At 61.3% G+C, this 15,838-nt stretch carries 15 protein-coding genes and 1 tRNA gene; 11 read left to right on the forward strand and 5 right to left on the reverse strand.

Annotation, left to right across the window (positions count from 1 at the left end; translation table 11 throughout):
* The first annotated feature begins 51 nt into the window (after positions 1-51).
* From glpD to glpK, 8 genes are all read left to right on the forward strand, one after another.
* The gene (gene glpD / locus JG747_RS20420; RefSeq protein WP_019858268.1) at positions 52-1,578 is read left to right on the forward strand and encodes a glycerol-3-phosphate dehydrogenase; all 1,527 of its coding nucleotides are present in this window, start codon (positions 52-54) and stop codon (positions 1,576-1,578) included.
* A gap of 43 nt (positions 1,579-1,621) precedes the next feature.
* The gene (locus JG747_RS20425; RefSeq protein WP_019858266.1) at positions 1,622-2,701 is read left to right on the forward strand and encodes an ABC transporter ATP-binding protein; all 1,080 of its coding nucleotides are present in this window, start codon (positions 1,622-1,624) and stop codon (positions 2,699-2,701) included.
* A 10-nt stretch (positions 2,702-2,711) separates the two neighbouring features.
* The gene (locus JG747_RS20430; protein ID WP_202359900.1) at positions 2,712-3,776 is read left to right on the forward strand and encodes an ABC transporter ATP-binding protein; all 1,065 of its coding nucleotides are present in this window, start codon (positions 2,712-2,714) and stop codon (positions 3,774-3,776) included.
* The gene (locus JG747_RS20435; RefSeq protein WP_019858264.1) at positions 3,777-4,643 is read left to right on the forward strand and encodes a carbohydrate ABC transporter permease; all 867 of its coding nucleotides are present in this window, start codon (positions 3,777-3,779) and stop codon (positions 4,641-4,643) included.
* A gap of 37 nt (positions 4,644-4,680) precedes the next feature.
* Positions 4,681-5,562, forward strand: a complete 882-nt coding sequence (locus JG747_RS20440) for a carbohydrate ABC transporter permease (RefSeq protein WP_394811856.1) — start codon at positions 4,681-4,683, stop codon at positions 5,560-5,562.
* A gap of 2 nt (positions 5,563-5,564) precedes the next feature.
* Positions 5,565-5,852, forward strand: a complete 288-nt coding sequence (locus JG747_RS20445; protein WP_038652733.1) for a DUF2160 domain-containing protein — start codon at positions 5,565-5,567, stop codon at positions 5,850-5,852.
* A 79-nt stretch (positions 5,853-5,931) separates the two neighbouring features.
* Positions 5,932-7,656, forward strand: coding sequence for an ABC transporter substrate-binding protein (locus tag JG747_RS20450; protein WP_202359901.1), 1,725 nt, complete (start codon positions 5,932-5,934; stop codon positions 7,654-7,656).
* An 89-nt stretch (positions 7,657-7,745) separates the two neighbouring features.
* Positions 7,746-9,236, forward strand: a complete 1,491-nt coding sequence (gene glpK / locus JG747_RS20455) for a glycerol kinase GlpK (protein ID WP_202359902.1) — start codon at positions 7,746-7,748, stop codon at positions 9,234-9,236.
* 55 nt (positions 9,237-9,291) lie between these two features.
* Here the strand turns inward: glpK and JG747_RS20460 are convergent, their stop codons facing one another.
* The gene (locus JG747_RS20460; RefSeq protein ID WP_202359903.1) at positions 9,292-9,783 is read right to left on the reverse strand and encodes a BA14K family protein; all 492 of its coding nucleotides are present in this window, start codon (positions 9,781-9,783) and stop codon (positions 9,292-9,294) included.
* Between the two features lie 302 nt (positions 9,784-10,085).
* On the opposite strand from JG747_RS20460, the gene JG747_RS20465 reads away from it, so the two are divergent.
* Positions 10,086-10,161 (forward strand) — tRNA-Lys (locus JG747_RS20465).
* Positions 10,162-10,196: 35 nt separating this feature from the next.
* On the opposite strand, the gene JG747_RS20470 is transcribed toward JG747_RS20465, so the two are convergent.
* Positions 10,197-11,024, reverse strand: coding sequence for a hypothetical protein (locus JG747_RS20470; RefSeq protein WP_202359904.1), 828 nt, complete (start codon positions 11,022-11,024; stop codon positions 10,197-10,199).
* A gap of 163 nt (positions 11,025-11,187) precedes the next feature.
* On the opposite strand from JG747_RS20470, the gene JG747_RS20475 reads away from it, so the two are divergent.
* Positions 11,188-12,528, forward strand: a complete 1,341-nt coding sequence (locus JG747_RS20475; RefSeq protein WP_244748164.1) for a glycosyltransferase — start codon at positions 11,188-11,190, stop codon at positions 12,526-12,528.
* 104 nt (positions 12,529-12,632) lie between these two features.
* Positions 12,633-13,883 (forward strand): MBL fold metallo-hydrolase, encoded by a 1,251-nt coding sequence (locus tag JG747_RS20480; protein ID WP_244748165.1) that lies wholly within the window; start codon positions 12,633-12,635, stop codon positions 13,881-13,883.
* Between the two features lie 268 nt (positions 13,884-14,151).
* Here the strand turns inward: JG747_RS20480 and JG747_RS20485 are convergent, their stop codons facing one another.
* The 3 genes from JG747_RS20485 to JG747_RS20495 are packed head-to-tail and all read right to left on the reverse strand — an operon-like array spanning position 14,152 to position 15,596.
* Positions 14,152-14,751, reverse strand: coding sequence for an amino acid kinase family protein (locus JG747_RS20485; protein WP_244748166.1), 600 nt, complete (start codon positions 14,749-14,751; stop codon positions 14,152-14,154).
* Entirely contained in the window at positions 14,744-15,340 is a 597-nt protein-coding gene (locus tag JG747_RS20490) for a cytochrome b/b6 domain-containing protein (protein WP_342216756.1), read from the reverse strand. The genes JG747_RS20485 and JG747_RS20490 overlap by 8 nt, the downstream gene beginning before the upstream one ends.
* Positions 15,318-15,596 (reverse strand): PepSY domain-containing protein, encoded by a 279-nt coding sequence (locus JG747_RS20495; protein ID WP_019858251.1) that lies wholly within the window; start codon positions 15,594-15,596, stop codon positions 15,318-15,320. Before JG747_RS20495 ends, JG747_RS20490 begins: the two co-directional genes overlap by 23 nt.
* Positions 15,597-15,838: the final 242 nt, after the last annotated feature.

Consider the following 15,838-nt stretch of genomic DNA (forward strand, 5'->3'; position numbering starts at 1 on the left):
GGTTTCGCAAAAGACCAAAAATGGTGCAATGCGAAATCGTGGAGGAGTTAAGTGGACACGTCTTCAGTCCGGGATATTTTCGTCATAGGTGGCGGTATCAACGGTTGCGGCATAGCCCGCGATGCCGTTGGGCGCGGGTTTTCGGTTTTTCTCGCCGAGATGAACGACCTCGCCAGCGGAACCTCCTCCGGTTCCACCAAGCTGATCCATGGCGGCCTGCGCTATCTCGAATTCTACGAGTTCCGCCTGGTGCGCGAGGCGCTGATGGAGCGCGAGGTTCTGTGGAAGAACGCGCCGCACATCATCTGGCCGATGCGCTTCGTGCTGCCCTATGCCAAGGGGCTGCGCCCGGCCTGGCTGATCAGGCTCGGCCTGTTCCTGTACGACCACATTGGCGGGCGCAAATTGCTGCCGGCGACCAGGACGCTCGACATGGCGAGCGATCCGGCGGGCAAGCCTTTGAAGCCGTTGTTCAAAAAGGCGTTCGAATATTCCGACGGCTGGGTCAACGATGCGCGGCTGGTGGCGCTGAACGCACGCGATGCCGCTGATCGCGGTGCAACGATCCGGACCCGCACGAAGGTGGTCGGCGCGCGTCGCGAAAACGGCCTTTGGACAATCAAGATCGAGAACCTGCAGAGCGGCGAGACGGAAGAGATCAAGGCGCGGCTGCTGGTCAATGCCGCCGGACCGTGGGTCGATCATGTGCTTTCCGGTGTCGTCGGCCTCAACGATGTGCACAATGTCCGCCTGGTGCAGGGCAGCCATATCGTCATCGCCAAGAAGTTCGACGATCCGCGCGCCTATTTCTTCCAGAACAAGGATGGCCGCATCATTTTCGCCATTCCCTACGAGGACGAGTTCACGCTGATCGGCACCACCGACCGGGATTATCCCGGCGATCCGCACGATGTGAAGATCAGCGACACCGAGATCGATTATCTCTGCGCCGCGGCCAGCGAGTATTTCGCGCAACCCGTCAAGCGCTCCGACATCGTCTGGACCTATTCGGCCGTGCGCCCGCTCTATGACGACGGCGCCTCCAAGGCGCAGGAAGCGACGCGCGACTATGTGCTGAAGGCCGATGGCGGCGAGGGTGCAGCTCCGATCGTCAATGCGTTCGGCGGCAAGATCACCACCTACCGCCGGCTGTCGGAATCGATGCTGGAGAAGATCGAAGGTTTTCTCGGCAAGCGCGGCAAGCCGTGGACATCGGACGCGCCGTTGCCGGGCGGCGATTTCCCGGCGACCGGGTTCGACGCGCAAGTGGCGAAGCTTAAGACAGCCTATCCTTTCCTCGATGCGCGTCTCGCCCGCCGGCTGACCCGGCTTTACGGGACGCGGGCTCAGCGTCTGCTTGGTCTTGCCAAGTCGAATGCCGAGCTAGGCCGCAATTTCGGCGGCGATCTCTATGAGGCCGAAGTGCGCTATCTCGTTGAAAATGAATGGGCCGTCACATCAGAGGATGTACTGTGGCGCCGCACCAAGCGCGGCCTGCATCTCAACCGCGAGCAGGTGGCGGCACTCGATGAATTCATGCGCGGCATAAGCCGGCGGCATGTCGCGGCCGCCGAATGAAGAGGGGTCTTGAGCTGATGCGGAAAGCCTGGGAGGAGGCGTCATGCTTGAACTGAGGAACGTCACCAAGACGGTCGGTGCGGTCGAGCACGTACGCGATGTCTCGCTGACGCTTCAGCATGGCTCGCTCAACGTCCTGCTCGGGCCGACGCTTTCCGGCAAGACCAGCCTGATGCGGCTGATGGCAGGTCTCGATGTGCCGACCTCCGGCTCGGTCTGGTTCGACGGCCACGATGTCACCGGCATGCCGGTGCAGAAGCGCAAGATCGCTATGGTCTACCAGCAGTTCATCAACTATCCGGCGATGACAGTCTATGAGAACATCGCTTCGCCGCTCCGGGTGGCCGGCGGGGAGCAAGGCAAGATCGACAGCCAGGTGCGCGAGGCCGCGGCGCTGCTGAAGCTGACGCCCTATCTCGACCGCACGCCGCTCAGCCTGTCGGGCGGCCAGCAGCAGCGCACCGCGCTGGCGCGCGCCATCGTCAAGAATGCCAGCCTGGTGCTGCTCGACGAGCCGCTCGCCAATCTCGACTACAAATTGCGCGAGGAGTTGCGGGCCGAACTGCCGAGGATCTTCGCCGCCGCCGGCACCATCTTCGTCTACGCCACGACCGAACCGCACGAGGCGCTGCTGCTCGGCGGCAATACGGCAACGCTGTCGGAAGGCCGCATCACGCAGTTCGGACCGACCATCGACGTCTTCCGCAAGCCGGTCGACCTGGTGACGGCCAGGACCTTCGCTGATCCGCCGCTCAACACCATCGTGCTGGCCAAGAAGGGCGTCGACTTCCTGCTCGAAGGCGGGGTGAAGCTGCCGGTGCCGCCCGAACTCGTCGGCATCGCCGACGGCAATTACACGATCGGCTTCCAGCCGCACCATCTGTCGCTCGAACGGCCCAACGCCGGCGCCGTGCCTGTGCGGGCCAAGGTCACCATCACGGAAATCACCGGGTCGGAGAGCTTCATCCATCTCGATTTTGCCGACGTGCGCTGGGTCATGCTGACCCACGGCATCAGGGATTTCGAGACCGACGAAGTGGTCGAGGTGTTTATCGATCCGCGTCACATCATGGTCTTCGACGAGCACGGCCGCGCCGTGACCGCGCCGAAGCTGGCGGCTTGAGGAGAGCGATATGGCGCGCATCGACGTCAACCATGTCAGGCATTCCTACCTGCCGAACCCGCAGAAGGATGCCGATTTCGCGCTCAGGGAAGTGCACCACACATTCGAGGATGGCGGCGCCTATGCGCTGCTCGGTCCATCCGGCTGCGGCAAGACCACGCTGCTCAACATCATTTCGGGCCTGCTGCACCCCTCGCACGGCCAGTTGCTGTTCAACGGCAGGGACGTGACCAATCTGTCGACGCAGGAACGCAACATCGCGCAGGTGTTCCAGTTTCCGGTCATCTACGACACCATGACCGTCTACGACAATCTGGCCTTCCCGCTGCGCAACCGCGGCGTGCCGGAGGCCGATGTCGACCGCAAGGTGCGCGAGACGCTGGAGATGATCGACCTGGCGTCCTGGGCCAAGAAGAAGGCGAGGGGCCTGACTGCCGACCAGAAGCAGAAAATCTCGCTCGGCCGCGGCCTGGTGCGCTCCGACGTCAACGCCATCCTGTTCGACGAGCCATTGACCGTCATCGACCCGCATATGAAGTGGGTGCTGCGCTCGCAATTGAAGCTGCTGCATCGCCGCTTCGGCTATACCATGGTCTACGTCACCCATGACCAGACGGAGGCGCTGACCTTCGCCGACCAGGTCGTGGTCATGTATGATGGCGGCATCGTGCAGATCGGCACGCCGGCGGAACTGTTCGAGCGGCCGCGCCATACCTTTGTCGGCTATTTCATCGGCTCGCCGGGCATGAACGTCATGCCGGTGGCGATCGACGGCAAGACGGCGACGCTCGGCTCGCAGCGGATCGACCTGCCGGGCGCGCCCAAAGCCGCCGGCGCTGTCGAACTCGGCATCCGCCCCGAATATGTGCGGCTTGGCCGCGACGGCATGGCCGTCTCGATCAGCAAGGTCGAGGATCTCGGCCGCCACAAGGTGGTTCGCGCCAAGCTAGAGGGGCGCGACATCGCTGCCGTCATCGGCGAGGACGAGACCGTGCCAGCCGAACCGAAGGTGCGGTTCGATCCGGCCGGCATCAACATCTATGCCGATTCCTGGCGCGTCGAGATGGGGGCATAGATGGACAAGACCTGGAACAACAAGGCCTGGTTCCTCGTGCTGCCGGTGCTGGTGCTGGTGGCATTCACCGCCGTCATCCCGCTGATGACGGTGGTCAACTATTCGGTGCAGGACACGTTCGGCAACAATGTCTTCACCTGGGCCGGCACCGAGTGGTTCGAGGAACTGCTGTCGTCCAGCCGCTTCTGGGAGGCGATGGTCCGCAACCTGATCTTTTCCTTCATCATCCTGGCGATCGAGGTGCCGCTCGGCATCTTCATCGCGCTCAACATGCCGAAGAAGGGCTGGGGCGTGCCGGTCTGCCTTGTGCTGATGTCACTGCCGCTGCTCATTCCGTGGAACGTCGTCGGCACCATCTGGCAGGTGTTCGGACGCAACGACATCGGGCTGATGGGCTATTACCTCAACGCGCTCGGCATCGACTACAATTACGTGCAGGATCCGTTCGATGCCTGGGTGACGATCATCGTCATGGATGTCTGGCACTGGACCAGCCTCGTGGTGCTGCTCTGCTACGCCGGACTGGTCTCGATCCCGGATGCCTTCTACCAGGCGGCCAAGATCGACGGGGCCTCGCGCTGGGCGGTGTTCCGCTACATCCAGCTGCCGAAGATGCAGCGCGTGCTTCTGATCGCCGTGCTGCTGCGCTTCATGGACAGTTTCATGATCTACACCGAACCCTTCGTCGTCACCGGCGGCGGGCCGGGCAACTCGACGACCTTCCTGTCGATCGACCTCGTCAAGACGGCCCTCGGCCAGTTCGACCTTGGTCCGGCAGCGGCCATGTCGCTCGTCTACTTCCTCATCATCCTGTTGTTGTCGTGGGTGTTCTACACCGTGATGACCAACTACGACGCGGAGCGCTGAAATGGCTGGCGCCAATGAACGAACCGAGCGCAATGCGATGAACGGGACTGCCTCGGAAAGTCTCGCCGGTACGCTGTCGCAGAGCGATCTCGACAGGCGCATGCGCCGGCGCGGCGAGGAATCGCGCTGGTGGTGGATCGTGCCGACGCTCTACATCATCGTACTTTTGCTGCCGATCTACTGGCTCATCAATATGAGCTTCAAGACCAATGCCGAGATCGTCAACTCGATGACGCTCTACCCGCACGCGCCGACAATCGCCAATTACGTCACCATCTTCACCGAGAAAGCCTGGTACTCCGGCTACATCAATTCGATCACCTATGTGGTGATGAACATGGTGATTTCGGTATCGGTGGCGCTGCCGGCGGCCTATGCCTTCTCGCGCTACCGCTTCCTTGGCGACAAACATCTGTTCTTCTGGCTGCTGACCAACCGCATGGCGCCGCCGGCGGTGTTCGCACTGCCGTTCTTCCAACTCTACTCGGCCTTCGGGCTGATCGACACGCATATCGCGGTGGCGCTGGCGCATTGCCTGTTCAACGTGCCCTTGGCGGTGTGGATCCTCGAGGGCTTCATGTCGGGCGTGCCGAAGGAAATCGACGAGACCGCCTATATCGACGGCTATTCCTTCCCGCGCTTCTTCGTAAAGATCTTCATGCCGCTGATCGCGAGCGGCATCGGTGTGGCCTGCTTCTTCTGCTTCATGTTCTCTTGGGTCGAATTGCTGATCGCACGCACGCTGACGACCACCGACGCCAAGCCGATTGCCGCCACGATGACGCGCACCGTTTCGGCCGCGGGCATGGACTGGGGCCTGCTCGCCGCCGCCGGCGTGCTGACGCTGATCCCCGGCGCGCTCGTCATCTGGTTCGTGCGAAATTATATCGCCAAGGGCTTTGCCCTGGGGAGGGTGTGATCATGAACCTAGACCTCTCCTGGATGGCGTGGACGTGGCCGACGGCGGCCTTCTTCGCGACCGTCCTGCTGTTGCTGTGCGGCATGGCGGCGTGGGAATACGCCTCGCCGGGCGGCAATCCCCGCGTCGGCATCCTGCGCTTCGAGACGACGCGCGGCGATCGTCTTTTCCTGTCGCTGCTTGGCAGCGCCTTTATTCATCTCGCTTGGTTGGGTCTCGTTGGATCCAACCTGTGGTGGGCTCTCGCTCTCTCCGTGGTCTACGCCATTGGCGTGTTCCGCTACGTATAGAGGGGGAAACTGTTGGAGCGGCCGCGTGCCGGCGACCGCTCCAGATCGCACTTGAAACCTGAAACAGTGGAGGAAACACATGCGACGGCAATTTTTAACATCAACGACGGCCCTTGTCCTGTTGCTCGGCGCGGGCAATGCCTACGCCGGGATGGATGAGGCAAAAGCCTTTCTGGACAAAGAGATAGGCGGCGTGTCGACGCTTTCCCGCGCCGACCAGGAAAAGCAAATGCAGTGGTTCATCGACGCGGCCAAGCCCTTCGCCGGCATGGAAATCAAAGTCGTGTCGGAAACCTTGACCACCCACCAGTACGAGTCTCAGGTGCTGGCACCGGCCTTTACCGCCATCACCGGCATCAAGGTCACGCATGACGTCATCCAGGAAGGCGACGTCGTCGAGAAGATCCAGACCCAGATGCAGACCGGCCAGAACATCTATGACGGCTGGGTCAACGATTCCGACCTGATCGGCACCCACTGGCGTTACCAGCAGGTGCGCAATTTGACCGACTGGATGGCGGGCGAAGGCAAAGACGTTACCGATCCGATGCTCGACGTCGACGACTTCATCGGCACGAAGTTCACCACCGCGCCGGACAAGAAGCTCTACCAGCTGCCCGACCAGCAGTTCGCGAACCTCTACTGGTTCCGTTACGACTGGTTCAACGACGAGAAGAACAAGGCCGACTTCAAGGCCAAGTACGGCTACGATCTCGGCGTGCCGGTCAACTGGTCGGCCTATGAGGACATCGCCGAATTCTTCACTGGCCGCGACGTCAACGGCAAGAAGGTCTATGGCCACATGGACTACGGCAAGAAGGATCCGTCGCTCGGCTGGCGGTTCACCGATGCCTGGCTGTCGATGGCCGGCAATGGCGACAAGGGCCTGCCGAACGGTGTGCCGGTCGACGAATGGGGCATCAAGGTCGATGCGAATTCGCGGCCTGTCGGCTCCTGCACCGCGCGCGGCGGCGACACCAATGGACCGGCATCGGTCTATGCCATCCAGAAGTATCTTGATTGGCTGAAAGCCTATGCGCCGCCGGAAGCCCAGGGCATGACCTTCTCCGAATCCGGCCCCGTGCCGTCGCAAGGCAATGTTGCCCAGCAGATCTTCTGGTACACCGCGTTCACCGCCGACATGGTCAAGCCTGGCCTGCCGGTCATGAACGACGACGGCACGCCGAAGTGGCGCATGGCGCCGTCTCCGCACGGCTCCTACTGGAAGGACGGCATGAAGCTCGGCTATCAGGACGTCGGTTCCTGGACGCTGATGAAGTCGACGCCGACCGACCGCGCCAAGGCCGCCTGGCTTTATGCGCAGTTCGTCACCTCGAAGACCGTCGATGTGAAGAAGAGCCAGGTTGGCCTGACCTTCATTCGCGACTCCACCATCCATGACAAGAGCTTCACCGAACGTGCGCCGAAGCTCGGCGGTCTGATCGAGTTCTATCGCTCGCCGGCCCGTGTGCAGTGGACGCCGACCGGTACCAACGTGCCGGACTATCCGAAGCTGGCGCAGCTCTGGTGGCAGAACATCGGTGACGCCTCGTCTGGTGCCAAGACACCGCAGGAAGCCATGGATTCGCTCTGCGCCGATCAGGAAAAAGTCATGGCACGTATCGAGAAATCCGGTGTCCAGGGCGACATCGGACCGAAGATGGCCGAAGAGCACGACCTTGCCTACTGGAACGCCGACGCGGTCAATGGCGGCAATCTGGCGCCTCAGCTGAAGCTTGAGAAGGAGAAGGACAAGCCGATCACCATCAACTACGACGAACTGGTGAAGAGCTGGCAGAAGTAAGACTGCCCTATGCGGGCGCTCGCGCCCGTGTGAAATTGGGGGAGGCGGCATGTTGCCGTCTCCCCTGTTTTGTGAAGGCGGAGGATGCAATGAGCGGTTTTGTGCTCGCAATCGACCAGGGAACGACATCGACCCGGGCGATCCTGTTCGACGACAAGATGAAGGTTGCAGGCACAGGCCAGCAGGAATTCGGCCAGCACTATCCGGCCTCCGGCTGGGTCGAGCACGACCCGGAAGAGATCTGGGCAAGCGTCGTGACGACCGTGAAGGCTGCGCTGAAGAATGCTGGCCGCGAAGCATCCGATGTCGCGGCCATCGGCATCACCAACCAGCGTGAGACCGTCGTCATCTGGGACAGGGCGACCGGCAAGCCGATCCACAACGCCATCGTCTGGCAGGACCGCCGCACCGCGCCGCTCTGCCAGAAACTGAAGAAGCAGGGACTGGAGAAGAAGTTCACGCACAAGACCGGCCTGCTGCTCGATCCTTATTTCTCGGGCACCAAGATCGCCTGGATGCTCGACAAGGTGAAGGGCGCCAGGAAACGCGCAGAGAAAGGCGAATTGCTGGCCGGTACCATCGACAGTTTTCTGATCTGGCGGCTGACCGGCGGCAAGGTCCACGCCACCGACGCCACCAACGCCTCGCGCACGCTGGTCTACAACATCGCGGAAAATGCCTGGGACGACGAGCTTTTGGCCATTCTCAACATTCCAGTGAAAATGCTGCCGGAGGTCAAGGACTGCGCCGATGACTATGGAGTGACCGAGAAAAATCTGTTTGGCGCCGAGATAAGGATCCTCGGCGTTGCCGGCGATCAGCACGCCGCGACCATCGGCCAGGCCTGCTTCGAGCCGGGCATGATGAAATCCACCTATGGCACCGGCTGCTTCGCGCTGCTCAACACCGGGGGCGATCTGGTGCGTTCGAAGAACCGGCTCTTGACTACCATCGCCTATCGGCTGAACGGCAAGACCACCTATGCGCTGGAGGGCTCGATCTTCATCGCCGGCGCTGCCGTGCAATGGTTGCGCGACGGCATCAAGGTGATCGGCAAGGCCGAGCAAAGCGGCAAACTGGCTGATGAAGCCGACCCGACGCAAAACGTCTATCTGGTGCCGGCCTTTGTCGGTCTCGGCGCGCCGCATTGGGACGCCGAGGCGCGCGGCGCGATTTTCGGGCTGACCCGCAATTCCGGGCCTGCGGAGTTCGCGCGCGCCGCCCTGGAGGCCGTCGCCTATCAGACCCGCGACCTGCTCGACGCCATGCGCAAGGACTGGAAGGGCACTTCTGCCAAAACGGTGCTCAGGGTCGATGGCGGCATGGTCGCGTCGGACTGGACCATGAAGCGGCTGGCCGACATACTCGACGCGCCGGTCGACCGCCCGACCATCCTCGAGACGACCGCGCTGGGCGCAGCCTGGCTTGCCGGCTCGAAGGCTGGTGTCTGGCCCAAGGCGAAGGAATTCGCCAAGAGCTGGGCGCTCGAGCGGCGGTTCAAGCCGGAGATGGATATCGCTACACGATCCGCCAAGCTGGCAGGCTGGCGCGATGCTGTGCGCAGGACGCTGAGCGCATAAGAAAGACCCGCGCCGTTTCCGACGCGGGCCTTGTCTTAGCTACCGATACCTGGGGTCAGTAAGGCGAACGGCACTCCTGGCGCGGTCCGTAGTTCGGCTGGAATGTGTTGTCCGAAGCACGATAGCTGCGATAGCGGTCGTAGCACCACTGCACATGCGCATTGCCTTCGTGGACCCGGTTGTTCTCGCTGTTGACGATCGCACCCGTAATCAGCGCGCCCGTCGCGAAGGCCGCCAGCGGGAACCAGTTGTCGCCATGGCGACGATAGCCGCGATGGTACTCACGATAGCCGCGATGACCGTTCCAGTAGGCGCCGCCGTCATTGTTTCGGGCAAAGTTGCGACGGACGCCGAAGTTGCGGTCGCCATAGCGCTTGTGACGCCATTGGAAATTCCGATCCCCGTTGCGGGCTTCAACGTTCAGGATATTGGATGAGGCCTCCGGTGCCTGCGGCACGAACATCTGAGCGGCATTGGCCGGGATCGCGGCCGCTACAAACGAAACGGACAAAGTGGCCGCCAGCATACCCGATATGATCTTGTTCATGATCTTCTCCTTGAAGGGTGGTTGACGTCCCTTGTGGCGAGACAACGGGCAGTATGGGGTAAGGTTCCTCGCTAAATCCCAAGTTGCTGATTTGTAATGTTTCTCCGGCCTGCCAGCTGAGCTGAAAAGAGGTGATGCCGTCGCTTTGCCAGGGGCGTTGTGCCGTTGATCGAAGCAGGCAAGGCGCCACAGTGGGAATGCTTGCGAGGTCTGGCTTGCGGATGCTCTTTTTCCGGTTGACCGGTCGAGGCACTCTCCCTATGTTCCGCGCAATTTCGAGGGCCGCCCTTTCGCGCCCGCGGGAGCGCGTAGCTCAGCCGGTAGAGCAACTGACTTTTAATCAGTAGGTCATGGGTTCGAATCCCATCGCGCTCACCATTGTTTCAAGCACAGGCAATCGTCGAGACCCTTGGCTAGGCCCGGGAAGGCAGACGCTGGACTTTCCGCGGCGCGTGAGTTCGGTCGCCTTCCGACATCAGTCGCTGCGCGACCGGCTGTACATTTTCCTCGTAGGTGATGCATCTGTCGTAGACTTTGTTCGCCACCCGCTCTTTGCCGATGCGCTCCCAGTCCGGCGTCCACGGCGCATCCCAGTCAAAGTGCTGCGAGATGAGAAGTTCCCGGTCGAAGCCCTGCGGGTCCCGATCCAGAATCTGGCGGGCTTCATCCGCCAATGGCGTGTAGGCTTTGACCGCAGCCATCTTTCTGGCGCGCGCAGCCGAATCCAGTTGGATTTCCACCTCGACAGCCCCTGGCACATTGGGAACCGCGGCGGAACAAAGCTGCTTGCGAGCCGGCCTTTGCAGCAGCCGGTTGATGGCATTGCCGAATGCATAGGCCAGATCGTGCATTGGATTGTAGCCATCGACGGCGTCCGAGACGATCTGCACGTCCTTCATATCAGACAGATCGGCATGGATCCTCGCCAGCACATCGGCAAAGAAGCCGCTGTCTCCAGCCAACAGCGCCTTGTACCAGACGGCATCAGGCATATCGCCGAACATCGCGCCGGCGGTTGCACCGGCAGCTTCCACGAGGTCGCGTGAATATTGGGTTCTGGCAGAATGGCGTCCGCCCGAACCATCCGTCAAAAGGTAGATTCGCGGTTTGCTCAGCTCAATCCAATGATGAATCCTAAGCTCATGCCCTGGATGCGCAAGGATCAGCACATGTTGTAATTTTTCGGGCAAACAACGGCTCCAATCCAGGCTTTGGCATATATCTGTGTTTTTCAATTGCATCCAAGGCGATCGGCCGTCAAAGGCTTCCCAACACTGGAGCAGGCGCCGAGGCAAATTTTGTACAAACTTGTCTGGTCGATGCCTTCAAACTAAGAACGCTGCCTAGCATCTGTTGTCCCTCGCCGCCAATGTGGTGGGTTGCGAAACAGACCGGAGGCGGCATTTGCGGGTTCTCATCACCAATCTGTTCGTATCGCATAACAGCGGCACCGAAGTGGTTGTCGAATTGCTGGCCGACGGGCTTCGCGGCGCCGGTCATCAAACCATGGTGCTGGCGCCAACACTTGGCGACATGGCCGACAGAATGCGCAGACGGGGACACCATGTGGCGGACCGGATTGCCGAGATTGTCGAAAAGCCCGACATCATCCATGGCCAGCATTTGACGCCTTGCCTGACGGCGCTGGCGCGGTTTCCCGACGTGCCTGCCGTGTTTTCCTGTCATAGCGCTTTCTTTGAGATCGAAGCTCCCATGCTTCATCCGCAGATACGCCGCTGGATCGCGGTCGACGAAGCGTGCAAGGCCAAGTGCCTGTCGCGTGGTGTACCGGCTGACAGGTTGGACCTCATCTACAACGCAGTCGACCTTCACCGTTTCAAGCCGCGCCTGCCGCTACCTTCCAGGCCCGCCAGAGCGCTGCTGCTGACCAAGAATTTCGAACACCAGCAGGCGGTGCGTGAGGCCTGCTCGAAGAGCAATATCGCGTTGGATGAGGTGGGTCCGGCTACCGAACGCTTTTCCCATCAGCTCGAAAAGGATTTGCCTGAATACGACATCGTCTTTGCAACCGCCCGTATGGCCCTTGAAGCGGCCGCGGTGGGCTGTTCGGTCGTCGTCTGCGACGCGCGTGGCTTCGCCGGCCTGCTCGATACAGCGAACATGGAGGCATGGCGGCGCATGAACCTCGGGGTTGGTCTTCTGACGAGGCCGACCACCGTCGAGAACCTGATGGAGGCGATCTCGCGGTTCGATGCCGGCGATGCCGCGAAGGTTTGTGCCTATTTCCGTGAAGTGGCTGATGTCTCGCACTTCGTTCAAGAGCATCTCAAGGCCTACAATCAGGCCATACAGGCGCAGACGAATACGACTGCCGACGAGCGGTCGCTGGCAACCGCGCGCTGGATAGAGGAAATCGGCGTTTCGGTTGCGCCCCGCAGATGGGCCCACATTGTGAAAGAGGTTCATGGATGGCAGGTTTCGCCAGACCAGACCGCGCTTGTGGAATTGCTGCAATCAAACACAAAAACGCTGGAGAGCAATGTCGCGTCGTTGGTAGAGCTTGGCGAGCAGGTCAAAGCCATCGGACCCGAAATCGCAAAACCGATCCTTGATGCCTCCGCTTCGCTCGACAGGGTGGCCCAGGACAGCCAGGCCAGATTGCATCGAATTGACGACGAGTTGTCGCGCCTTTCGAATTTCGTCAATGAGATCAAACGGCTCTACAACGGCATGATCCCGCTTTTCATCAGAAGAATGTTTCTCAGGGTTCGCAGGCGAGGGTGACTGCGTCCGAGCGCGTTCGCGGCTATTCCAGACACCGCGCCGCAACCCGGAACAAATCAGGCTGAAGAACCTTTCCAAATAGCTGCGAGACCTTGGCGGACTGCATGCGCAACGCACAGCGCGGCCGGCCGCCGGTTGAACCGATCTACACCCTGCAGGATGCGGCCGCATGCATGACTTTGTTTCGCGCCCTGGAATACGGCGCATGGACCACCGTCGCCGATGGCCTTCGCGCCCGCTTCTGGAACGCGGGCCATCTGCTTGGTTCGGCATCGGTGGAGCTTGAGATCGACCGACGCGATGCCCCGTTGCGCATCATGTTTTCGGGCGACATCGGCCCAGGCCACAAGCTGCTTCAAACCGATCCCGAGGGGCCCGCCGGCGTCGACTATCTGATCTGCGAATCGACCTACGGTGACCGCGACCGCCCGGACGTTTCGCCAGAAGAGCGGCGAACCCAACTCGGCGACATCGTTCGTGGCGCCGCAGAGGCCGGCGGGCCCCTTATCATTCCGTCCTTCGCTGTCGAAAGGACGCAAGAACTGCTGGTCGATCTGTATTTGCTTATGCAAGCAGGGCAGGTGCCGTCAGCGCCGGTCTTCGTCGACTCGCCGCTGGCAACACGCGCCAGCGCGATTTTCGAGCGACATGCCAAGGAGATCGAACAGGGCGATGTGCTGCGCCAAGCGCTCAACTCGAAGGAATTGCGCTTTACCGAGACGGTGGAGCAGAGCAAGGCGATCAACCGCCTGAGCGGCTTCTTCGTGGTGATCGCCGCCAGCGGCATGTGCGACGCGGGACGTATTCGCCATCATCTCAAGGCCAATCTCTGGCGCCGGAACGCCACGGTCATGATGGCCGGATATCAGGCCCAGGGGTCGCTCGGCAGGATTCTGCTTGATGGTGCGCAACGCGTGCGCATCCAGGGTGAGGAAGTCGACGTCAAGGCGCGGATCAGCCTGTTCGAGCTCTATTCCGGCCACGCCGACGCCAGCGAGCTGGTCGCCTGGCACAAGGCCCGAACGCCGGTGAGGCAGCGGGTGTTTCTGACGCATGGGGAGGACGCTGGTCTCGGCGGCCTGCGTGGAAGGCTTGCAGGACTTATACCCCACGACAAGATCATCATCCCAAGGCTGGACGATGCCTTCCAATTGACCCCCAGTGGCAGTTTGGTGGTCGAGCTCAACGAGCCACGCCGTCTGAAGTCGGAGAAGATTGCGCACCTCGATTGGCACAACGACCTTTCAAGGCTTCTCCTTGACGTAAATCAGGCGGTGAGCGCTGCGGCCGACGAGAGGGGCCGCGCAGCGATTATCAGGCGCATGCGTAGGGCGCTCGAGAACAAGGACGCATAAGGTGGAAGGCCGGCAATTGATTCAGGGCAAGAAGGGCGCGAGAAAGCCTGCCTGTCAACGGATAGCATATCGACTGCGTTTTGATCCGCGGGTTGATCGAAGCTGCGATCGTGGTGCCGAGCGCTATGAACCCTCAGCTATTGGCGTTCGTCATGGCGAGCAATTTTGTCTTCAGCCAAGAGCCAGATTGCCGGAGAGGGATAAAGAACCATGGCAGGGCATCAGGGCTCAGGTTGATGGGATCGCTATTCTCGACTGGCCTCTAATTTTACTCGCGCCGAGCAGAATGGGCGGTGATGGTGGTTCCATGATAGGTGGGCGTGTCCCGCTGGGATATCTCTCCTACCGACCGGCGAACCAGGTGCCCCTTTTCACCTCTGACAATTTCAATGGCGTCATTGAGCTTGCCGGTTGCGGCAGGTTTGCCTGTCGCTTCAATGAACTCGATTGCTGCGCTGTCCTTCGGTCCCATGGAGCCAGCCGGAAAATTCTTCCCCGATAGCTCCTTCGGGCCTACGCGCCGCGGCGGGCGATCAGTCGCCGTTCCGTAATCGATATAGACGCCTTCGACATCCGTCAGCATAAGCGGCGTGTCTGCCTTCAACGCGCGAGCGAGAAGCGAGCTTGCCAGATCCTTGTCGATGGCGGCTTCCACGCCGGAAAGACTGCCGTCGTCCCGGGCTATCACCGGAACCCCGCCACTGCCGGTGCAGATGACGATCACGCCGCGTTCTGCTCTTATCTTGTCCGCTCCGCCCTTGTCGCATCGTGCTTCCAGGACCATGTCGAACAGGTAGCGACCAACTTGCGCCTCCGAAATCGTCCAGGGCGCAAATCGGATTTGGTCGGTTAATAGGTCGTCAGGCAATGTCCGCCGGCTCGGCCTTGCGTTTTCGCCCCGTGATCATGGCCAGTACCAGATTTTCGCGATGACGAAAGCTTGCCAGCGCGACGCCCCCAATATGGAAAAGGACCAGCACAAGTAAGCCGTGCGCGCTCAGGCTGTGCGCCGTTTCGACCCACGAGACGCCGAAATACGCGTCCGTCGTCATCAGCCAACCGGTCAATGCGGTTGACCCCATCGCCGCGATCAGCACGACCACCATTGCGCCGCCGGCTGGGTTGTGGCCGATGTACCGGGCTTCGCGGCCGCTCAGTATTGCCGAGAGATAACGCAGCACCGTCGCCGGGTCGCGCACGAATTGCGAGAAGCGCGCATAGGGCGTGCCCAGAACACCCCATAAGAGCCGCATTGCGACCAGCGCCGCAGCGGTGTAGCCGGCCCAATGGTGAACGTCCTCCGAAGAATGGGAGGTGAGCCAGGCCGTGATGAAGCTGAGCACCAGCGCCCAGTGAAAGCCCCGCACGACCCGGTCCCAGACGCGCACCATCTCCAGCGATGGTTGCGCGTCCGCCGCTCTTGAAGCGTTGCGATCAGTTTTCGCCGGCTTCGGCATTGTCGAGCTTTTCAAGGGTCTCGGCATTGTAGGCCAGATTCACTTTCTTGCCGGCCTTGTCGACTGCGTAGACTTCGTAGCAACCCTTCTCGACCTTGATCTGGCGGACGGTAAGACCTTCGCCGGTCAATTGCGCCTCGAGCGTTGCCTTGGGCTTGAACTGTGATTTCGAGGCGGTGCTGCAGCTGCCGCCAGCAGCGAGCGCCGGTCCTGCAATGATGCCGGCGAGCGCGGCGAGGACGAGGGTGCGATACATGATGGCTCCATTCGAGAGGTTGGGCGCGGATGTTGCGCCTTGAGGGGTGGATTCGACCGATTCGGTCAGACGGCGGCATCACCGTCATTGGTGCGGGATAGCCAATTCAACCTGACAACTGGCTGACAGCGGCATAGGCACCGCCGATCGGGCTCACCGCCGGTCGGTTTGATCTGGCGCAAGGACCGCGGGTGGCGCCGCGAGCAGGATGATGGCTCGGATACAGAGCGCTTCTGCTGCCA

The sequence above is a fragment of the Mesorhizobium sp. 131-3-5 genome (assembly GCF_016756575.1).
Taxonomy (GTDB): Bacteria; Pseudomonadota; Alphaproteobacteria; order Rhizobiales; family Rhizobiaceae; genus Mesorhizobium; species Mesorhizobium jarvisii.